We start from the raw sequence: 19996 nt of genomic DNA, 5'->3' as shown, positions 1-19996 counted from the left end.
CGCGCGGCCCGGCGCAGCGCGCGGGGTCGTGCGCTGTGAACGTTGACATAACTCAATGGGACGCGTCACCGAACAGGATTTGCCTGCACCGCGGCGGCGATGTCGCGACTCACTGAAGCGAGTGCGCGATCGTGAGCGGCGATGAGCGGCTCGATGCCGGGACCGGACACGGTCTCGCGCGCGACCGAGCGGCCGGTGACGGTGCGCCCCTTGCCCGGCGCACGCACGGCCCAGATCACGTCGACGGTGACGTCGCGCCCCGGCACGGACTCGAAGCGCATCACGTCGATCCGCACGTGCCAGACGACGGCCGGATCGCGCACCGCATCGAACACCGAAATCTGCTGCGAGTTCAGCAGCACGCCGAGGTCGGCCGCAATCACGCGGCCGATGCCGCCACCGAGCGGCTGCGCCCATTGGTCGAATTCGTTGACCGCGACCTCGTTGTCGCCGATGCGCGTGACGATCTGCGGCCGGTCCACCACCCCGGGTATCGTGACCGGACCGATCACCGCGGCGATCGGCCGGCTCGCGCCGGTGCTGCTCAGCGATTCGTCGGGGCTCAGCGTGTAGAAGTTCGTCGGTGGCGACTTGCAGGCGCCGAGCAAGGCGCCGGCGAGCGCTACCATCAGCACGGCCGCGAAGCGGGCTAGAAAGCGGGAGGCCATCGTATCTCTCATGGCTTCTTTTCCTCCGACTTGCCGCGCACGAGCGATTCCGGATGCTGCGACAAATAGTCGGCCAGCGTGCGCAACGAGACCGCTGTGCGAGTCAGCTCACGCATCGCGTCCTCCGTCGATTGCTGGAGCGACGAGTCAGGCTGTAGCGCCGCATTCGCGGAATCGAGCGTGGTTTGCGCGGACTGTAGCGTGTTGCTCGCTTTCGGCACGACTTGTGTGTTCAACTGCGCGATCATCGCGTTGGTCGTGCGCAGCGTCGAGCGCGCGTCGTTGCCGATGTCCTGGAAGGGTATGCTGTTGAGCCTGGTCAGCAAACGCGTGACCGAGTCCTGCAGCGATTGCAGGGCGCGCGGGACTGCCGGCATTTCGGGCGGCGTCTTGCTCCAGTCGATCGTCGCCTTCGCTGCGTCCGGGAAAACGTCCACCGCGACATACTGCTGGCCGGTCAGCACATTGCCGCTTCTGAGCTGGAAGCGGAAGCCGTTCGCGACGAGGTAGTTCGCGAGACCGCGCCGGTCGGTGGTGACCCGGCCGCCGGCGCCGTCGTTCTCATAACGCGACGTGAAGCGCTCCGGATAAAGATTGATCTCGACGGGAGTGCTGAAACGGCGTTTGACCGGATCGAAGCGCGTATAGATCGCCGTCACTTCGCCGACCTCGATACCTCGGAAATCGACCGGTGCGCCAACGGTCAGACCGCGCACGGAATCCGTGAAATTGATCACGTACTTGTCGATGAGGCGATCGTGCATCTTCATGGCTTCGTCGCGCGTTCCGTACAGCTCGAATGGGGTGTTGGAATCGGCGCTCGTCTCCACTTGCGAATCGGGCGGCGATTCGAATGCGACTCCCCCGATGATGATCGACACGATCGACTGTGATTGGACGCGCACGCCACTGCTGTCTAACGACATGTCGACACCGCTTGCATGCCAGAAGCGCGTGTCGGTTTTCACGAAGCGGTCGTAAGGCGCGTTGACGAAGACCTTCACGGTGACGCCGCGGCCGTCGGGGTCCAACTTGTACGACGCTACCTGGCCCACCTGAATTCTGCGGAAAAAGATGGGCGTACCCGCGTCGAGCGAGCCGAGGCCTACTCCATGCAGCGTGTATTCGTGCCCCGGTATGTCGCTCGCGATCACCGGCGGCTCCTCGAGGCCGACGAAACTGCGGCGCGCTTTCTCCGAATTACCGACATCGACGTCGATATACGAGCCCGACAACAGCGTGCCGAGTCCCGACACCGTGCCGCCCGAAATGCGCGGACGCACGACCCAGAAGCGCGTGTTGTCGACGAGCAGGTCCGACACGTCGCGCGTGACTTCAGCCTTGGCCACCACGCGCTTGTGGTCCGGCGTCAGCGAGACCGCCTCGACCACGCCGATATCGACGTCCTTGAACTTGAGCTTGGTCTTGCCGGCTTCGAGACCGTCACCCGTCATGAAAGTGATGGTGATCTGCTCGCCGCGCTCCATCACTGCCTTTACCGCCAGCCAGCCGCCGATCAGTATCGCGACGATCGGCACCAGCCAGACCAGTTGCATCCGCCAACGCGAGCGCGGCACCGGCTCCGCCGCAGGCAGATCGGGATCTTCATTCGGAGTGGACACGGTTTGTCTCCAAAGCGTCCCACATCAGGCGCGGATCGAACGACATCGCGGCGAACAGCGTCAGCACGACGACCGCGCCGAACGCGATCGACGCCGGGCCCGCCTTGATCGTCGCCAGCGCCTGAAACTGCACCAGCGCGACCAGCATGGTGATCACATAGATGTCGAGCATCGACCAGCGCCCGACCAGTTCGATCGCGCGATAGATCCGCGTGCGCTGCCCCAGTAGCCATTGCGAACGAAGCTGCGTGGACAGCGTGAGATACGCGAGGCCGATAATTTTCAGCATCGGCACGGCGATGCTCGCGATGAACACGAGCAGCGCAAGCGGCCACGAGCCGGACACCCACAGATAGACCACGCCGCTCATGATCGTGTCCTTCTGGGTGCCGAACAGCGAACTCGTGTCCATCACGGGCAGCAGGTTCGCCGGAATGTAGAGGACCATCGCCGCCACCAGAAACGCCCAGGTCCGCGACAGGCTCGCCGGCTTGCGCTGATGCAACCGCGTCTTGCAGCGCGGACAGACATGGTGGCCGGCGCCGCCGGGCTGCTTGACCAGCAGTCCGCATTCCTCGCACAGCGCGAGCCCGTAGGCGGATGCCGTGACGGCGTTGTGGCGCACGCGGATCGGCGGCAATTGCCATGCGTGCGCGCCACGCTTTGCCGTGATACGCGTCCACACCTCGTGCGGATCGAACGTCGCCGCCGCGGCCGCGAGCAGCAGCATCAGCGCGACGAACGACCATAGCGCGGTGCCCGGCACCACCTTCGCGATATGCGCGAGCTTGACCAGCGCGACCAGCAGACCGAGGATCAGCACCTCGGTCATGCCCCAGGGCCGCGCCAGCTGAAAAATACGAAAGCCCTCGGCCGCGCGCCACGGCACGCGCCCGAAGTGCATCGGCAGTAGCAGCCAGAGCATCGCCAGGGTCTGCAGCACCGGCATGACGATCGTGGTGAGGCCGACCAGCAACGCGAGCGGCCACGTTCCGAACTCGTACAGCATGCGGACCGCACCCGCGAGCGTGGTGTTCACGACATGACCGTTCAGCGCCAGACCGACGATTGGAAACACGTTCGAGATCACCAGCAGCACCAGGGACGCGCATGTGAAGGCGAGCGCGTACTCGGGCCCGTTCGAGTGACCTCGTCTGAGCTCCGCGCGGCAACGCCGGCAGCGCAACGCATTGCCGGCGGCGGGCGGCGCGCCGAGCTGCAGCAGGTCGCATTGTTCGCAGGCGATGAGCTCGTTGCGCGTCATCGCGCCTCCCCCGCGGCCGCAGGTGCGCCCGGCGCGGGCGCGTTCTGCGAGACCGGCGCCATCGCCGGCGCCGGTTGCGACGCGGGTGAAGGCACCGTCAGTTTTTCCGCTTCGGTCACCCAGCCGCCGCCCATCGCCATGTAGAGGTTGACGAGGTTCGTCAGCGTCGCGGCCCGGATCTGCGTTTGCTGCAGTTCCGCGCTGAACAGATTGCGCTCGGCATCCAGCACTTCCAGGAAGCTCGTGTAGCCGCCCTCGTAGCGCAGCCGCGCGAGCCGCAGATACTTGCGCAGCGAGGTGACCTGATCGTTCAGAATCTCGAGCTGCTCGCGCGACTTCTGCACCGAGATCAACGCGTCGTCGACCTGCTGGAACGCAACCTTGATCGCATTTCCGTAGGCGAACAGCGCCTCCTGCTGACGCGCGTCGGCCTGCTTGTTCTGACCGTAGATATTGCCGCCCGTAAAGAGCGGCAGCGTTGCCGAGCCGGCGAACTCCCATACCCGCGCAGGTCCGGTGAAGAGACTGGAGAACTGCGTGCTCACAGATCCGAACAGCCCGGTGAGCGAAATTTGCGGAAAATACAGCGCGCGCGCCGCGCCGATCAGCGCATTTTGCGCGACCAGATTCTGCTCGGCCTGCAGCAGGTCGGGCCGGCGTTCGAGCAGGTCCGACGGCATGCCCGCAGGCACGGCTGGCGTCGAGAGATCCACCAGCGCGCGGCCGCGCAGGATCGGCTCCGGATTGCTGCCGAGCAGCACCGCAAGCGCGTCTTCCTGCTGCGCGATCTGCTGCTCGAATTGCGGGATGGTCGCCTTCGTCGCCGCATAGTCGGACTGGCTCTGCGCAAGTTCCATATCCGAGGTCTGGCCGAACTGCTGGCGCAGCGTGAACACATGCACGGAATCGGCGCGACTCTCCGTCGTGCTCTTGGCAATTTCGAGTTGCGCGTCGAGGCTGCGCAGCGTGATATACGACGATGCGACCGATGCGACGAGCGTCAGGATCGTCGCGCGGCGGCTCTGTTCGGCCGCGTTCGCGTTGGCACGTGCCGCCTCGGTTTCGCGCCGCACCTGGCCAAACAGGTCGATGGTCCAGAACGCCGACAGGTTCGGCTGGAACTCGTTGAAGACCGGCGAGACGCCGGCCGGTATCGGCGTCGGCCCGTTCTGCGATGCGCGTTCGCGGGCCGCGCTGAAACCGGCGCTCGCCTGCGGGAACAGTGCCGAACGCGTGCTCACGAACTGACCCATGAACTCGTCGACACGCGCGGCCGCCTGCTTCACGTTGAGGTTGTTCTCGAGCGCGGTCTTCACCAGGTCGTTCAGCACCGGGTCGTCGAACTGCTCCCACCACGTGGTGTTGGCGACATCGGCCACATCCGAGTACGCAAACCGGTACGTTGCCGGCACGTCCACTTTCGGGCGCTCGTAGTTGGGGCCGAGCAGACAGCCGCTCAGCAAGCCGGTGAGCAGGACTGGCGCGGCGACGCGCGCGATGGCCGCGGCACGCATGTCAGTCGTCCTCATGCCGCGCGGACGGCTTGGCGGTGGCCGAGCCAGAGCCGCCGGACGCGGGCGGCGGCGTTCCGCTGCCCGGCGCGGGGGTTTCCTTGCCGCCACCCTTGCGCGAGCCAAGCGACTCGATCCCCCAGTAGAACATCGGAATGAAAAACACGGCGATCGCGGTCGCACCCAGCATCCCGCCGATCACGCCTGTGCCGATCGAATGGCGGCTGTTCTGCGAGGCGCCCACCGCGATGGCGAGCGGCACACAGCCGAGGATGAACGCAAGCGACGTCATCACGATCGGCCGCAGGCGCTCTTTCGCGGCGGTCAGCGCCGAGTCGTACGGCGTCTTGCCTTCCTCCCGGTTGAGCACCGCGAACTCGAAGATCAGAATCGCGTTCTTCGCCGCGAGCGCGACCAGCATGGTCAGCCCGATCTGGAAGTACACGTCGTTGTTCAGGCCGCGCAACAGGATCGCGAGCAGCGCGCCGAACAGGGCGAACGGCACCGCCATCAGCACGCCGAATGGCAGCGACCACTTCTCGTATTGCGCGGCGAGAATCAGGAACACCATGATGATCCCGAACACGAACACGAGGTTGCCGGTCGAGCCCGACTTGATCTCTTCGAACGCCTCACCGCTCCACCCGACGGCGTAGCCGGGCGGCATCTGCGCGGCGAGCTCCTTCAAGGTCCCGATCACCTGGCCCGAGCTGAAGCCCGGTGCCGCGTTCGCCGTAATCTTCACGGCCGGGAAATTGTTGAAGCGTGTGATCAGGTCGGCCCCCGTGACGTACTTGTAACTCATCACCGCCTTGATCGGCACCATGTTGTTCGAGCGGCTCCGCACGTAAATCTGGTCGAGGTCGGTAGGCGTGAGCCGGTAGCGCGGATCGGCCTGAACGATCACCTGCCAGAGCCGCGCGTCCTTGTTGAACTGCGACACGTAAAGCGAGCCGAACATCGTCTGCATCGCGCTGTACACCTCTTCGACCGGCACGCCGAGCGTTTCCGCCTGGTCGCGATCGACGTTCACGAGCAACTGCTGCGAGCTTGCGTTGAACGTCGAGGTCACACCGGTGAGTTCGGGGCGCGCCCTCGCCTTCGTCATGAAGTCCTGCACGACTCCCGCGAGCTGCTGGATAGAACCGTCGCCGTGGCTCTCGATCCACATCTCGCTGCCGCCCGTCGTACCCAGGCCTGGAATGGCCGGCGGATTCACCGGGATGACGAGGCCCTCCTGAATCTTCGCGAAATTCTCGTAAGCCTTGATCAGCACGGCGCGCGCGTTTTGCTCCCTGATGTTCGAGAACTTGTACCGTTCGTCGAAATCTCTCAGGCCGACGAAGAACGTGCCCGCGTTATTCTTGTTCTGACTGTCGAGCAGGCTGAAGCCGTTCACGATCGTGATGCTGCTGACCGCGGCCTGCTTCATGAAATAGTCGGTGACCTTGTCGCCCACCGCCGCGGTACGGTCGAGACTCGCCGCGTCGGGCATGATGATCGCGCCAAGCAGATAGCCCTGGTCCTCGGGCGGCAGAAAGGCGCCGGGGATCGACCTCCCCATCATGACCGCGAGCGCGATCATGACACCGAAAACGATGAGCCCCACCACGTAACGCCTGATCATGAACTCGATGGCGCGCCCGTAGCCGGCCGTCATCTGCTCGAACTTTCTGTCGAACCACCGGAAGAAGCCCTTTTTCTCATGATGCGTGGGCTTGAGCAGAATGGCGGCGAGCGCCGGGGACAGCGTGAGCGCCACGACGCCGGAGAACACCACCGAGATCGCAATCGTGATGGCGAACTGCTTGTACAACTGCCCGGTGATCCCGCCGAGGAACGCAACCGGCACGAACACGGCGCACATGACGAGCACGATCGCGATGACCGGGCCCGACACCTCGTCCATCGCCCGCTTGGCCGCGTCTTTCGGATTGAGCTTGAAGACGGTCATGTTGCGCTCGACGTTCTCGATCACGACGATCGCGTCGTCCACGACGATACCGATCGCGAGCACCATCCCGAACAACGTCAGCATGTTGATCGAAAAGCCCAGTGCCGCCATCCCCATTGCCGTGCCGACGATCGACACCGGTACCGCCAGCACCGGAATGATCGTCGCGCGCAGGCTCTGCAGGAACACGAACACGACGATCACCACCAGCACGAGCGCCTCGAAGAAGGTGTGGATCACGTCGGCGATCGACGCACGCGTGAAATCCGTCGTGTCCATCGCAATCTGGTAGTCGAGCCCTTCAGGAAACGCGGTCTTGAGCTCCGCGAGCGTCGCGCGTACCTGCTTCGACACGTCGAGCGCATTCGCGCCCGGCTGCTGGTACACCGCGATGATCGTCGCAGGCTTGCCCTGGTAGGTGGTGCGGTTCGAATAGCTCTTCTGACCCAGCTCGGCCCGGCCGATGTCTTTCAGGCGCACGATCGCCGCGCCGTTGCTCGCTGCGCGGATGATGATGTTGTCGAACTGGGCGGCCGTCGCGAGCCGCCCGGTGGTCGTCACCGCGAACGACTGCTCGACCGGGTTGCCGGTTGGCGCCTGGCCGACGGTGCCGACCGCGAATTGCTCGTTCTGCGCGCGCACCGAGTTCTGCACGTCGCCGGCGGTGATGCCTAGCTGCGCCATGCGATCGGGCTTCAGCCAGATCCGCATTGCGTAATCTGGAGTACCAAAAATCGCCGACTGGTTCGCACCAGAAATCCGCTTGATCGTGTCCAGCACGTAGACGTTCGCATAGTTCGCGATATAGGTCGGATCGAAGCGTTGGTCCGGCGAGTAGATCGCGATCACCATCATGAACGCGTTCGACTTCTTCTGGACCTGCACGCCCTGCGACTGCACCTGCTGCGGCAATTGCGGCAGCGCGAGGTTCACGCGGTTCTGCACGTCGACCTGGGCGAGTTCCGGATTGGTGCCGATCTCGAAGAACGCGTTGAGCGTGTAGTTGCCGGTCGACGAGCCGGACGAATACATGTAGATCATGTTGTCGGCGCCGTTGACCTGCTGCTCGATCGGCGCGGCCACGTTGTTCGCAACGACGTCCGCGCTGGCCCCCGGGTAGGTCGCGGAGACCGTGATCTGCGGCGGTGTGACGTCCGGATACTGTGCGATGGGCAGCGAAAACAACGTCAACGCGCCGCCCAGCGTGATCACGATCGAGATGACGGACGCGAAGATCGGCCGGTCGATGCAGAAGTGCGAGATGTTCATCGAGTCGCCCCTTACTGCGATGCGCCGCTGGTTGCGGCCGGCGCCATCGCTCGCGCGCCCTCGCTGACCTGCGGCGCCGACGCGCCGCCCTTTTCAACGATCGCCTGGCCGCCGCTCTGCGTGGAGGGGAGCGTTCCGACGATCTTCAGCGCCACGTCGGGCACTACACGGATCGCGCCATCTACCACGATGCGCTCGCCGGCCTTCAGGCCATCGTTGATGAACCAGTTGTCGCCGCTCCAGTCGCCGACTTCGACCACCCGCTGCTTCGCCTTCGACTCACTGTCCACGACCCATACGAAGTGACTCTTCGCGCCCTGCAGCACGGCCCGTTGCGGCACGAGGATTGCATTCGGCCGCATGGCACCCGACACGCGCGCCCGCACGAACTGCCCCGGCCGCAACGTACCCTTCGGGTTCGCGAGCGAGGCCCGCACGAGGAACGTGCCCGTGTCGGTGCTGAACGCCGGATTCGCAAAACTGATGGTGCCTTTCTGCGGAAATTCCGAGCCGTCGGCGAGTACCACGGTCACGACGAACTCGCTGTGTGGCGGGAATTGCAGCTTGCCTGCCGAAATATCGTCCTGAAAGTGGAGCATTTCGTTTTCGGAAACGCTGAAGTTCACCCAGATCGGATCGAGCTGGTAGACATAGGTCAGGAGCCCGGATGCATTGGCGATCAGATAGCTGCCGTCCTGCTGTCTCGCATAGCTCGCGAGGCCATCCAGGGGCGACTTGATCGTCGTATAGCCGAGGTTGAGCTCCGCCGTCTCCACCTGTCCTTGCGCGGAAATCACCGCGGCCTCGGCCTGCTTCGCGTTGCCGATGGCGTCGTCGAGATCCTTCTGGCTCAAGGCCTGCTGCGCCGCAAGCGGCTTGACCCGCGCGAGATTCTGCTGCGCGACGGTGAGCCGCGCCTGCTGTGCCGCAAGCTGGCCCCGCGCCGTCTGCAGCGCGGCCTGAAACGGTTTCGGATCCATCAGGAACATCGTCTGGCCGGCCTTCACCTTGTCGCCTTCGCTGTACATCCGCCGGTCGAGAAAGCCGTCCACACGCGCACGAATCTCGACTTCGCGCGAGCTCTGCGTCTGTGCGGTGAATTCGAGCTGGACCGGCGTGTCCTGAGCAACGACCGTCATCACCGAGACTTCCGGCGCGCCGAGCGCGGGCGGCCCCGATGCCTTCTTGCAGCCGGCGAAGGACGTGAGCAGCGCCAGCGTCGCGACCGCGACACACAGCGCACGAGCGCTGCGAGAATCCCGCCGCGGCGAGTGACAGGACACGGGGATGGTTTTCATCGCGCACTCCACCTGATCACAAGGGCGTGCAATTGCCGAACAGCACGAAGGCGTCGTCTCTGTTGGCGATCGTCAGCGTCATTTCACCGTCAATCGAATCGACGACCAGCGTCCAGCCAAAACCCATCTCGGTGCCGGAGATGAGAACCTGATCCCCGCCCTTGTTGATCACGGCCATCGGCGTCGTGTGCGCGGGGCCGATCACGACGCGTTTGTCGAAGTCGAGCGTCAGGAATCTCGGCAAGCCGAGATCCGCGGGCAGCGAGCGCGTGCAGGCGATGCCGGGATCGCAGGCGTGCGCGTCGATCGTCGCGCACATCAGCCGCTTGCTGCCGTCGAAGTCCGCCGCGCCGACCTGCAACGCTACGGTGCTGAGAAGAATCGCGAGACAAACCGGGCTTGATTTCATCACGTGCGCTCCCGCTTTTTTTCCTTGAACGCTACCGCACTCCGCGCAGCGCACGGCGCGCGCAAACGCATGCACGCCCTGCGACCGGTTCGGTCACGCGTGCAGTACGGCATAGCCCGCGTTCAGTTCCACGCGTTGGCTGAGTTCAGTTTGGTGGTCCGCAGTAACGGCGACAATCGGACCTTGGTCTCATATCATCCGATGCTAAGACGCGCCTTCACGGCGGCGGCGGACCGCCGATGGCCAATTCCACGGCCTTGAACAGGATCGCGCTGTTGAATGGCTTGCGCAGATACGCGGCCGCGCCGGCCGCCAGCGCGGCCTGGCGGACCGAGATATCGTCGTAGGCGGTGATCACGATGACCGGCACGCCCATCTGGGCGACCTGACGCTGGACTTCCAGACCGTTGCTTCCCGGCATCTGGACGTCCAGAATCACGCAGGCAGGCCGATACGACGGAATAGCCGCTAGCTCATTCAAGAACTCGTCGCCGCTGTAAAACGTCTCCGCCCTGATACCTTCGGAATGCAGCAAACGCTTGATGGCCCGGCACACAGACTCGTCATCGTCGACCACCGCAACGAATTGGTTAGCGTTGACCATATGACGCCGCTGGCGCGCAGTCGCTCCGGAAAGTAGAACATCGATGCCTTAGCGTAATGGTTGAAAGCCCAGGGAGATATAAGACTTTGGTCCACTAGCGAGATCGGCCAGCGACCGCCAGAGTGGCGGCGCAATGCGGGATCCGGCGACTGATTCGGCGCGATTATGGTTCGTCGGCCGTGCAGACGCCGGCCTTTTGCACCAGTCGAACGAGGTCGACGATCGAGCGGGCCTTCATTTTTTCCATCACGCGGGCCCGATGAATCTTGATGGTCTTTTCGGCCGCGCCCAGATCGCTCGCCACCTGTTTGTTCAGGCGGCCGGTCACGACGAGTTCCATCACTTCACGCTCGCGGCGCGTCAGATGCCGCATCCGCTCTTCGATTTCCTCGCGTTCGTGGCGCCGCCTGCTCTCGACACACGCGCGCGCGAGCGCGCGATCCACCGCGGCGAGCAACAGCGACTCGCACACTGGCTTGGGCAGAAAGTCCACGGCGCCGCCCTTCATCGCGTCGACGCTCGAGCTGATGTCGCCATGCCCGGTCAGAAACACGATCGGCAGAAGCTGATCGAGCTTGCGCTGCACTTCGAGTCCCGTCATGCCAGGCATCTGCAGATCGAGAACGAGGCAGGCCGGCATGCTCGTCAAATCGGCCCGCTCGAGAAACGCGTCGGGGCTGTCGAAGCATTCAACCTGGTAGCCCGAGGCGCGCAGCAAGCGGGCGAGCGCGCAGCGCACGCTGTCGTCGTCGTCGACGATGAAGACGCGAGTGATGGTCTGGTTCATGATGATCAGAGCGTCCGTCCTCGCCGGATATCAGTCGCCACGGGAAGCGCGACGTGAAAGGATGCCCCTTTGCCCTCGTTGTTTTCTGCCCACAACCGGCCGCGGTGCGCGGTGATGATCGTGCGGCTGATGGAAAGACCCAGCCCGAGCCCTTGCGGCTTGGTGGTGAAAAACGGCCGGAAAATCCGCTCCATGCTGTCGACGGCGAGGCCCTGGCCGCAATCCTTCACCGTCACCCGTACCAGTCCGTCCGCTTCCTCTCGCACCGTCGTTTCGACGAGACGACCGGCGGGCGGGCAATCCTTGACCGCGTCGAAAGCGTTGAGCAGCAGGTTCAGGATCACCTGCTGAAGCTGAACCTTGTCGCCGCAAATCAGCGTCAGATTGTCTGGAATATCGAAGCTCGTTCGCACGCCGCGCGTCAACGCATCGCTGTGCACGAGCATCGCGGTGTCGCGCACCACCTTGCCGAGGTCCAGCAACTGCAATTCGACATCGCCTTTGCGGACCAGGGCGCGGATCTTCTGCAGCACGTCGTTCGCGCGGCAATTGTCGGCGACGATATCTTCGAGCGCTTCGCGAAGCTCCACGACGTTCATCGTCTCGGCATCGATGAATTTGCGCGCAGCCTGCGCGTTGAACAGAATCGCGGTAAGCGGCTGCTTCAACTCGTGCGCGAGCGATCCGGCCAATTCGCCTAATGCGGAAACGCGCGAGAGATGCGCGAGTTCCTTGAAATTTCCATCGGCTTCGCCGAAGGCACCGCAATCCGATATCGCGGTGATCCGCAATTCCTGATTGTTCACGCGGCATCGCGTGGTCTCGGCCTCGGCCTGAAAGCCGCGGCCGTCGCGCCGGCGCGCAATCAGAATCCGCGTGCTCGAGACACCGGGGATTTTCATTTTCGTGCCATGTTCGCCGAGGCCCCGACTATCGTCGTTGATGCCATCGATCGGAAACAGCCTCGCGACCGGCGCGCCGATCAGCTCCTCCCGCGTATAGCCGAACAGTTGCGCCGCGCGCGCGTTCGCGAAGATGATCTGGTCCCACTGATCGACCGTGACGATCGGGACCGGCAATATTTCCAGCGTCTCACGCAGCGGTGTTTTGGCGCCGAGTATCCGCCGCGCACCGGGATTGCGCTCGCCACGCAGCCACACTGCGCACCCGTCCACCCAGCGTCGCCAGGCCGGCGGCGAATGCGGCGGCTCGTAGGCATCGGGGGTACTCTGCCGGCTGGACGTCCCAGGGATGTGGCGATGACGTTCGAACGGGTGATGGCTGGGTGAGGATTGTCTGGAAGGGCTGTGTCCAGAGGGTGGAAGTCCGCCAGTGCGCGTCGTGTCGATCGGCGACGGACTGCTTTGCCCCATGTGGCGCGGTTGCGCGTACAACGCCGTGAAAAGTCCCGCTACCCCGATCGCCAGGTGTCTGCCGTGAACGAACAGATTAATCATTGGCACCTCCGGGTCCAGTGCGAACGGATTCCGTACAACTGCGACGTCTTTATCTTGGACTTCGAACTACCTAATTGACTTCACAATCGCTACTTCGCACGTCTGGTGGCTGGAACTCAGTATAGGCTATCCAGAATCATCTACCGACAGGGGGTCGTAATTTGTGCCGTTTCCTCGGGAAACTACTCAATCGTCTTCTGCATTGTCCGCCAACGTCCGGCCATTCACGACATTGTTTTTAGCCGATTAATTATGGGCGCGCAGCGTGAGTGCCGCTCCTGGTCGTGCGGACAAGAACGTTAGCAAACGAATCATCTCGCTTTGCGATGAATGCGAATTCTTCGATCACATTAACTCTTCAGAGAACCGTTTTCTATTGAGGTAGCCGACGCATTTATAGCACGTTATTTCAGTGCGAATCATGGGCATTTATCGACTACGGAAAATAGATTTATGCCAGGCGAATGGCTAAGCGCAGCGCCGCGGCGGGCGCGCGCGCTTCGCGTTACCTTTTCTATCGGTATTGAATACACAGGAAGGAGGATAGGAGACTGGGGGATGGTGAATCCGCCAATACTCATCCGCTGCGCGTCGTCAAACTTGCGCAGGTGAGGCGTGTCGCGCGACCTCGCTGTAACGATGCCGCGATATCACGCAATGAAACAGTCACGCTCGATACGAAATCCGTGGCAAGCCGCAAAGAGCATGACTGGCCGCATCGTGCCGCTCCGTGACAGCACGATGACGACCAGCCCATGCCGCCGCTTGCCGCTCGCTGCTACAGATTCATCCGTGTGACCTTGGTGCCGGCCACCGACACGTCGGCCATCAGGCCCGCGTTGGTCAACACGATCGCGACGACCTCGGAGTCTATCGACTTGGTATCGAGCGCGCCGTTGGCCCCGACTTTCGCCAGCGAGACCGCGGCATCGGCACCCGCCGCCCAGCCTGACGAACTCTGGAATTTCTGGAGCGAACTCGCCGTCATGAACAGGAAGATCACGGCGGTCGACTGAGCGCCGGCCTGCAATCCGAACGATGCCGAGGCGGTGCTGTAATAGCCGGCCGTCTTGCCACCGACGCGCAACGCGCCTTCACCGAACGACCCACCCACGATGAACGCCGCCTTCTTCACCGAAGGAAACACCAGCACGCCCTGCGCCTTCGATACGAGTTCGTGCGAGCCTTGCACCGTACTGAACAGTTTCGACATCGTACCGTCCACGGCCGCGTCGATCTCCTGCCGATGGGCGGCGTCGGTGGCGGGGCTCTCACCGCTGCTTCCCGTCGTGGTGCAACCCGCCAAAGCCAGACTCGCGGCCATGGTTGAAAGCGCGAGCGTGTGCACAAAGTTCCGTCTGTTCACTATCGACCTCCGTTCTGGTTACGATGCGATTCGCCAGTCCTGATGTCTGGAAGCCTCGATCATTTTTCTCTGCCATGAAGCGGCATGGCCGCCCAAGGAACCGTCAATGCATTCGCCGCGCGTCGATCCTCCGGCCGCACGTCGCGAGCATTGGAAGCGTCGGCTCAACGACTTCCGGAGCGACGACTACAACGCCTGCACGTACATGATGTCACGCCGGAACCGTTGCGAAATCGGACCTTGGTCTTACAGCCAGCGGCGACGATGGACGAAACGCGAAGTCCGCGAGGCGGCCCGGCCCCGCCGATCGCGATCATCCGCCGAGCAGGATGATCGCCGCGGTCAGCAGGATGCCGACCGCCGCCATCGCCAGGCCGGCTTGCCAGCCGCTAAACCCGGCGTAGCGACCCAGCGCCACACCGCTGCCGAACAGCATCGCAACGGTCAATACACGGGAGACGATCAACGCGGCCGGGACGTTCGCAACCAGCAGGAACGGCAGTGCAACCGGGAATGTCGAGCAGACCACGAGTAGAAAAATACCCGCGGCAGCGATGAAGTCGCCGCGCACGAACGCGGCGCGCCGCGGCAGATCCGCCCGCGCGGCAACACGCCTGCGGATCGACTCGAGTTCCGTGTCGCCGAGCAATGGCTTGAGCCACTCAGCCATCGCATCGTGAAGCGTCCGAATCCCAACGGCTGCATCCGGCTCGCTTTGCAAGGCATGTGCAAGCGTCACTCGCCTGCCGCGCGCGACCAGCGTACGCACGAGGTACATCACCGCGTCCGCGAGACCCCATGCAAGATTGCAGCCGAGCGCGGTGTAGAACATCTTGTGCCCCGCATCCGCGCCGGCGCCCACGGCCGATACCGTGCCGACGAACGTCAGCGCCATGAAGAGGCCGAAGCACAACTCGCACACGCGATCGACGACATCGAGAACGGGCTCCCTCTCGGCGACGTTTTGCTGCTCCGTCAGGCCGGTGGCATTCATGAGGCCTCCCGTGGCGATGGTGTCGATCGAGCCCGCGCGCTTCGCCGGCATACGGATGAGGTGCAGATGAGGTGCGGCGAGCACAGTCGGATCGGCTACGCGCGAGCAGACGCCGCCAGCATATAGCGCACTCTGCGCCGACGATATTGGACCAAGGTCGTATGGCCCTGATTCGCGCCACGCTTTACCTTGGGAATGGATCATTGCGCAATACGCTGGGACGCTCCGCAATGGGAGGAAAGCATGGCCAAAGCCAAGTCGGAAAACGAGCAGTCCGAGGAACGCCGGACGCTGTCGTACAAGGAGTATCGCAAGGCGCTTTTCGATCTGCATGTCGAGCTCGTCAAGCTCCAGGAATGGGTCGTGCAAACCGGCAGCAAGATCTGCATCGTCTTCGAAGGACGCGACGGCGCGGGTAAAGGCGGCACGATCAAGGCGCTGACCGAGCGCGTCAGTCCGCGCGTGTTCCGCGTGGTTGCATTGCCTGCGCCGAGTGAACGCGAAAAGAGCCAGATGTATATGCAGCGCTACGTGCCGCACTTGCCTGCCGCGGGCGAAATCGTGATATTCGACCGCAGCTGGTACAACCGCGCGGGCGTGGAACGCGTGATGGGCTTCTGTTCCGAGGAAGACGTGCAGAGCTTCTTCAAGGCGGTACCGCTCGTCGAGCGGGCGATCGTCCACTCCGGGGTCATCCTGCTCAAATACTGGCTGGAAGTCAGCCCCGAGGAACAGACCCGCCGGCTCGAGGCGCGCATCAACGACGGTCGCAAGCTCTGGAAACTGACCGACATGGACCTGAAGTCCTATAGCCGATGGTATGACTACTCGCGGGCTCGCGACGAGATGCTCGCGGCGTCGGACACCGAATATGCTTCGTGGTACATAGCGAACTCGAACGACAAGCGGCGCGCGCGACTGAACATCATCAGCGACCTGCTGCAGAAGATTCCGTATAAACAGCCGGCTCGCAAGAAGGTCACGCTGCCGAAACGGCAAAAGCCGGACGGTTACAAGGAACCCGACCGTCAGTTCAAATACGTGGCCGAGCGGTTTTGATCCGTGCCGCGGTTGCTCGCCACGCCACGCTAGAACGATTCGTTGTATGGCCGCAGATCGATTTCCTGCGACCACGCGCTGCGTGGCTGCTGATGCAGGTGCCAGTATGCGTCGGCGATGTCATCGGGGTTCAGCAGGCCGTCCGCGCCGCGCTCGGCCACGTACTGCGGCGCGGACGCACGCAGACGCTCGCCGTCGATGCCGCCATCCACCACCACGTGCGCGACATGAATATTGCGCGGCCCGAACTCGCGCGCGAGGCTCTGCGTGAGCGAACGCAAGCCGGCTTTGGCGGCAGCGAATGCGGCAAATGGCGGGCGCCCGCGTAGCGAAGCTGTGGCCCCCGTGAACAGCAGCGAGCCGCGTCCGGCCGCCAGCAAGGCTGGCAGCGAGGCCCGCGCAAACAGAAAACCACCGAGCGTCGTGACACGCCATGCCGCCTCGAACTCCGCGGCGCTCAGTTCGAGCGTCGGGCCTCGCGTCATGCCGGCAGCATTGAAAATCGCGACTTCGAGCGTGCCATGGTCGGCAAGTTGGCGCGCAATCTCGGCGAGTTCGCTCTCGCTCGTGACGTCGGCGGGCAATGCATAGGCCTGCCCGCCGGCCCGGCGGATTTCGTCGACGATCGCATCGAGCCGCTCGCGCGAGCGCGCCGTCACGGCGACGCGCAGACCTTCGCGAGCAAAACGGCGCGCGAGCGCCGCGCCTAGTCCGGCGCTCGCGCCCACTCCGGCAATCCACGCGACACGCGCGCTCGCCGCGCTTCCGATAGCTTCAGTCATGGCACTCCCCTTCGCGTCGTAGCCGCAACACCACAAGTGTGGCGGCACGAGATGCAAGATTTCATTGCCTCAGCTTAGGCGAACTTTGCCGATCCGGCTGACGAATCGAAGCGTCAAGCACAGCGATATCAACTATCGCCGCGACGCTTGCTCCCGCGCACCGCGAGGTCGTACAGCCACCAGCCCGCCAGCATGGCCGGCAGGAAGTAGAGCGCCTCGGAGTTCGGCGCGGCGAGCAGTGCGATGGCCGGGCCGGGGCAAAAGCCCGAGAGTCCCCAGCCGAGGCCAAAAATCAGCGCGCCCCCGATCAGCTTGATGTCGATCGTTTTCGTCGTTGGTAGATCGAACGACGTCTCCAGCAGCGGCGAACCGCGCCGCAGAACCAGACGGAAGCCTACCGTGGCAAGCAGCACCGCGCCGCCGAGCACGAACAACAGGCTGGGGTCCCAGTGCCCGGCCACGTCGAGAAAACCGAGCACCTTCTGGGGACGCGTCATTCCGGCGAGCGCGAGCCCCACGCCGAACAGGAGCCCGCACACGAGACTGGCGAGGGAGCGGCGCGCTTTCATTGGAACCCCAGGACGTGGCGGACCACATAGGTCGTCGCGATACCGGTGGCGAGAAAGATCAGCGTCGCGACGATCGAACGCGGTGAGAGACGCGCCATGCCGCATACACCATGTCCGCTGGTACAGCCACGCCCGAGCGCGGTACCGAAGCCCACCGCGAGGCCTCCGGCAATCAGCAGGACAGGTGGAAATCCAGCTCTCGCAACCGGCACGGACTCGCTGTGTCCAGCGCGAGCGGCCAGCCAGTAGTAGAACCACGCTCCGCCGACGAGGCCCAGCAGAAATAGCGCGCGCCAGAGAAAGCCGCTGCGATCGCCCGATAGCAGCCCTCGCGCGATACCACTGATGCCAGCGATGCGGCCATTGAACCAGAGCAGCAGCGAAGCCGAAAGCCCGATCAGCAGACCACCGGCCAGCGCGCTATAAGGTGTGAACGATTCCATGTCAGGGTTTGATGACGCCGTTGAAAAGATATCCGGGAGCGGCCAGCGGCCGCTGCACAAGGATATCGCAGCGCCAGTTCTGCGCTCAGAACTTCGTCTCGAGATAGGCGGCCATCAGGCCGCGCGGTGGGGTGCCACACGACGTCTTTCAGACGTGCGGCAGGGTTGCCACGCAACCGGCTTCGACGAGGCTTCGTCGATAGGCAAAAGCCGCAAGTGGATAGTCGAAGAAGAAGCGGCCGGTCTCCCGCTTCTCCACATAAAACGCTTCCGAATCGTGTAGGGGCGCCGCGATTCGCAGCGTGCGCGCCCACGCGAACGCCAGCAGCATCCACCCAAGCATCGCGAGATAGTCGTCCGCGACCCGATATGCGGTCTCCGGGTCATGCGCCTGGCGTGTCTTGATCGCCTGTGTCGTGCGCTCGACTGCCTCGACGAGTTCCCGCAGCTTCACGCCTGCGGAACGAACCAGCGGATCGGACTCCTCGCAAAACTGCGCTTCCGCGCGCACGTGACGAAGCAGCAAGCCGAGGGCCTGCGAACCGTCCGGCAGCACCTTGCGAACCAGCAGATCGATCGCCTGGATTTCGTTGGTGCCTTCGTACAACATCGACACGCGGCTATCGCGCAACGTCTGTTCAATGCCGTACTCGTGGATATATCCATAGCCGCCGAACACCTGCAGCGCGTTCGATGCGGCATCGAAACCGTTAGCGGTAAAGAACGCCTTCGCAATCGGAGTGAGCAGCGAGGCGAGCTGCGCCGCCTGTTCCCGCTCGGCGGCATCGGCATGACGCGCGCCGACGTCGAGCCAATGCGCGGTCCAGTAACCGATCGCGCGCTCGCCTTCGACGACCGCCCGCAGTTCCATCAGAATCCGCCGCATGGCCGGATGAAACGCGATCGGTGAAGCCTGTCCCGGCGCGACTGTCGCGTCGAGCGGCACGCTGGGCGCGCGCATCTGTGCGCGTTCCTGCGCGTAGGCACGTGAGCGTTGCCACGCGGTGTGCGCGTGCCCGAGACCTTGCATCGCGACCTGCAAGCGGGCCGCGTTCATCATGACGAACAGGCACGCGAGACCGCGGTGCGCTTCGCCGACGAGCCAGCCGAATGCGCGTTCGAAGCGCATCGTGCAGGTCGGGCTGCCCTTCAGGCCCATCTTCTTCTCGATGCCTTCGCAATGGACACCGTTGCGCGAGCGCCCAGCATCGTCGCCCGCGAGCCATTCCGGCACGACGAACAGCGACAGGCCCTTCGTACCGGGCGGGGCGTCCGGCAAACGGGCCAGCACCAGATGAACGATGTTCTCCGTCAGATCGTGCGCGCCGCCGCTAATGAAGATCTTGCTGCCGTCGATGAAATATCCATCGGTGCCGGGCGCCGCTGTCGCACGCGAACGGATCAGGCCGACATCGCTGCCGGCCTGGGGCTCGGTCAGGCACATCGTCGATAGCCACTCACCGCTCGCGACTTTCGGCAGCAATTCTCTTTTCACTCGCTCGCTGCCATACCTCTGCAAGCAGGCCGTCGCGCCGTGCGTGAGCCCCGGCGACATCAACCATGCATGGTTGGCGCCCGCGAGCATTTCCTGAAGCGCCACGTCGAGAAGCTGCGGCAGACCCTGTCCACCGTGCGCTGTGTCGAGCGACAGCGTCGGCCATCCCGCTTCGACGAACTCCGCGTACGACTTACTGAAACCCGCGGGGGTCGTCACCTTGCCCGCGTCGAAATGACATCCTTCGAGATCCGCGCTCGCGTTGAGCGGCGCGATGCGCTCCTCGACGAAACGTGCCGCTTGCTCCAGCACCTGCTGCGCCGTGTGCGAGTCGAGGTCTTGCCACTCGGGCACGTCGCGCCACCACGAAGCGGCGTCGAGCCATTCGTCCATCACGAAGCGCATGTCGCGCAGCGGCGCCTGATAAGTCAACGTCATTTCTTCG

General features: G+C 63.9%; 17 protein-coding genes. 1 reads left to right on the top strand and 16 read right to left on the bottom strand.

Features of this window, described 5'->3' with window-relative positions; all coding sequences use genetic code 11:
• Positions 1 to 65: 65 nt before the first annotated feature.
• The 12 genes from CI15_RS28230 to CI15_RS28175 form a co-directional block, all read right to left on the bottom strand.
• Entirely contained in the window at positions 66 to 680 is a 615-nt protein-coding gene (locus CI15_RS28230) for a PqiC family protein (protein ID WP_062134629.1), read from the bottom strand.
• Positions 677 to 2290: a PqiB family protein gene (locus tag CI15_RS28225; RefSeq protein WP_062134627.1), complete on the bottom strand. Its 1614-nt coding sequence runs from the start codon at positions 2288 to 2290 to the stop codon at positions 677 to 679. The genes CI15_RS28230 and CI15_RS28225 overlap by 4 nt, the downstream gene beginning before the upstream one ends.
• Positions 2274 to 3554 carry a paraquat-inducible protein A gene (locus tag CI15_RS28220; protein WP_062134624.1) on the bottom strand — a complete coding sequence of 427 codons (1281 nt, stop codon included), beginning with the start codon at positions 3552 to 3554 and terminating at the stop codon, positions 2274 to 2276. Before CI15_RS28220 ends, CI15_RS28225 begins: the two co-directional genes overlap by 17 nt.
• Complete coding sequence (locus CI15_RS28215; protein WP_062134621.1) at positions 3551 to 5068, bottom strand: efflux transporter outer membrane subunit; 1518 nt, start codon at positions 5066 to 5068, stop codon at positions 3551 to 3553. The genes CI15_RS28220 and CI15_RS28215 overlap by 4 nt, the downstream gene beginning before the upstream one ends.
• Position 5069: 1 nt before the next feature.
• Positions 5070 to 8288 (bottom strand): efflux RND transporter permease subunit, encoded by a 3219-nt coding sequence (locus CI15_RS28210; RefSeq protein ID WP_062134617.1) that lies wholly within the window; start codon positions 8286 to 8288, stop codon positions 5070 to 5072.
• 11 nt (positions 8289 to 8299) lie between these two features.
• Positions 8300 to 9586 (bottom strand): efflux RND transporter periplasmic adaptor subunit, encoded by a 1287-nt coding sequence (locus CI15_RS28205; protein WP_082814324.1) that lies wholly within the window; start codon positions 9584 to 9586, stop codon positions 8300 to 8302.
• Positions 9587 to 9602: 16 nt separating this feature from the next.
• The gene (locus CI15_RS28200) at positions 9603 to 9995 is read right to left on the bottom strand and encodes a hypothetical protein (RefSeq protein WP_062134614.1); all 393 of its coding nucleotides are present in this window, start codon (positions 9993 to 9995) and stop codon (positions 9603 to 9605) included.
• A gap of 217 nt (positions 9996 to 10212) precedes the next feature.
• Positions 10213 to 10599 (bottom strand): response regulator transcription factor, encoded by a 387-nt coding sequence (locus tag CI15_RS28195; RefSeq protein ID WP_062134611.1) that lies wholly within the window; start codon positions 10597 to 10599, stop codon positions 10213 to 10215.
• A 163-nt stretch (positions 10600 to 10762) separates the two neighbouring features.
• The gene (locus tag CI15_RS28190; protein WP_062134608.1) at positions 10763 to 11386 is read right to left on the bottom strand and encodes a response regulator transcription factor; all 624 of its coding nucleotides are present in this window, start codon (positions 11384 to 11386) and stop codon (positions 10763 to 10765) included.
• Positions 11387 to 11391: 5 nt separating this feature from the next.
• The gene (locus CI15_RS28185; RefSeq protein WP_241495963.1) at positions 11392 to 12561 is read right to left on the bottom strand and encodes a PAS domain-containing sensor histidine kinase; all 1170 of its coding nucleotides are present in this window, start codon (positions 12559 to 12561) and stop codon (positions 11392 to 11394) included.
• A 1060-nt stretch (positions 12562 to 13621) separates the two neighbouring features.
• Complete coding sequence (locus CI15_RS28180; protein ID WP_277621178.1) at positions 13622 to 14209, bottom strand: BPSL1445 family SYLF domain-containing lipoprotein; 588 nt, start codon at positions 14207 to 14209, stop codon at positions 13622 to 13624.
• Positions 14210 to 14522: 313 nt separating this feature from the next.
• Entirely contained in the window at positions 14523 to 15203 is a 681-nt protein-coding gene (locus tag CI15_RS28175; RefSeq protein ID WP_062136196.1) for a VIT1/CCC1 transporter family protein, read from the bottom strand.
• Between the two features lie 243 nt (positions 15204 to 15446).
• On the opposite strand from CI15_RS28175, the gene ppk2 reads away from it, so the two are divergent.
• Positions 15447 to 16262 (top strand): polyphosphate kinase 2, encoded by an 816-nt coding sequence (gene ppk2 / locus CI15_RS28170; RefSeq protein WP_062134598.1) that lies wholly within the window; start codon positions 15447 to 15449, stop codon positions 16260 to 16262.
• A gap of 29 nt (positions 16263 to 16291) precedes the next feature.
• Here the strand turns inward: ppk2 and CI15_RS28165 are convergent, their stop codons facing one another.
• From CI15_RS28165 to CI15_RS28150, 4 genes are all read right to left on the bottom strand, one after another.
• Positions 16292 to 17044 (bottom strand): SDR family NAD(P)-dependent oxidoreductase, encoded by a 753-nt coding sequence (locus tag CI15_RS28165; protein ID WP_062134596.1) that lies wholly within the window; start codon positions 17042 to 17044, stop codon positions 16292 to 16294.
• Between the two features lie 128 nt (positions 17045 to 17172).
• Positions 17173 to 17613 carry a DUF6691 family protein gene (locus tag CI15_RS28160; RefSeq protein ID WP_062134593.1) on the bottom strand — a complete coding sequence of 147 codons (441 nt, stop codon included), beginning with the start codon at positions 17611 to 17613 and terminating at the stop codon, positions 17173 to 17175.
• Positions 17610 to 18056 carry a YeeE/YedE family protein gene (locus tag CI15_RS28155; protein WP_062134590.1) on the bottom strand — a complete coding sequence of 149 codons (447 nt, stop codon included), beginning with the start codon at positions 18054 to 18056 and terminating at the stop codon, positions 17610 to 17612. The genes CI15_RS28160 and CI15_RS28155 overlap by 4 nt, the downstream gene beginning before the upstream one ends.
• 148 nt (positions 18057 to 18204) lie before the next feature.
• A complete protein-coding gene (locus CI15_RS28150; protein ID WP_062134587.1) occupies positions 18205 to 19989 on the bottom strand; it encodes an acyl-CoA dehydrogenase family protein in 1785 nt (594 codons plus the stop codon).
• Positions 19990 to 19996 lie beyond the last annotated feature (7 nt).

The sequence above is a fragment of the Paraburkholderia monticola genome (assembly GCF_001580545.1).
Classification (GTDB): domain Bacteria; phylum Pseudomonadota; class Gammaproteobacteria; order Burkholderiales; family Burkholderiaceae; genus Paraburkholderia; species Paraburkholderia monticola.
This window is presented reverse-complemented; position numbering and strand designations above follow the sequence as displayed.

What these genes read in the sequence shown, in the direction of transcription:
- CI15_RS28190 (WP_062134608.1), bottom strand. Translation starts at nt 11,386, where the DNA reads ATGAACCAGACCATCACTCGCGTCTTCATCGTCGACGACGACGACAGC.
- CI15_RS28220 (WP_062134624.1), bottom strand. Translation starts at nt 3,554, where the DNA reads ATGACGCGCAACGAGCTCATCGCCTGCGAACAATGCGACCTGCTGCAG.
- CI15_RS28195 (WP_062134611.1), bottom strand. Translation starts at nt 10,599, where the DNA reads ATGGTCAACGCTAACCAATTCGTTGCGGTGGTCGACGATGACGAGTCT.
- CI15_RS28200 (WP_062134614.1), bottom strand. Translation starts at nt 9,995, where the DNA reads ATGAAATCAAGCCCGGTTTGTCTCGCGATTCTTCTCAGCACCGTAGCG.
- CI15_RS28210 (WP_062134617.1), bottom strand. Translation starts at nt 8,288, where the DNA reads ATGAACATCTCGCACTTCTGCATCGACCGGCCGATCTTCGCGTCCGTC.
- CI15_RS28205 (WP_082814324.1), bottom strand. Translation starts at nt 9,586, where the DNA reads ATGAAAACCATCCCCGTGTCCTGTCACTCGCCGCGGCGGGATTCTCGC.
- CI15_RS28160 (WP_062134593.1), bottom strand. Translation starts at nt 17,613, where the DNA reads ATGAAAGCGCGCCGCTCCCTCGCCAGTCTCGTGTGCGGGCTCCTGTTC.
- CI15_RS28150 (WP_062134587.1), bottom strand. Translation starts at nt 19,989, where the DNA reads ATGACGTTGACTTATCAGGCGCCGCTGCGCGACATGCGCTTCGTGATG.
- CI15_RS28215 (WP_062134621.1), bottom strand. Translation starts at nt 5,068, where the DNA reads ATGCGTGCCGCGGCCATCGCGCGCGTCGCCGCGCCAGTCCTGCTCACC.
- CI15_RS28175 (WP_062136196.1), bottom strand. Translation starts at nt 15,203, where the DNA reads ATGAATGCCACCGGCCTGACGGAGCAGCAAAACGTCGCCGAGAGGGAG.
- CI15_RS28155 (WP_062134590.1), bottom strand. Translation starts at nt 18,056, where the DNA reads ATGGAATCGTTCACACCTTATAGCGCGCTGGCCGGTGGTCTGCTGATC.
- CI15_RS28165 (WP_062134596.1), bottom strand. Translation starts at nt 17,044, where the DNA reads ATGACTGAAGCTATCGGAAGCGCGGCGAGCGCGCGTGTCGCGTGGATT.
- ppk2 (WP_062134598.1), top strand. Translation starts at nt 15,447, where the DNA reads ATGGCCAAAGCCAAGTCGGAAAACGAGCAGTCCGAGGAACGCCGGACG.
- CI15_RS28230 (WP_062134629.1), bottom strand. Translation starts at nt 680, where the DNA reads ATGAGAGATACGATGGCCTCCCGCTTTCTAGCCCGCTTCGCGGCCGTG.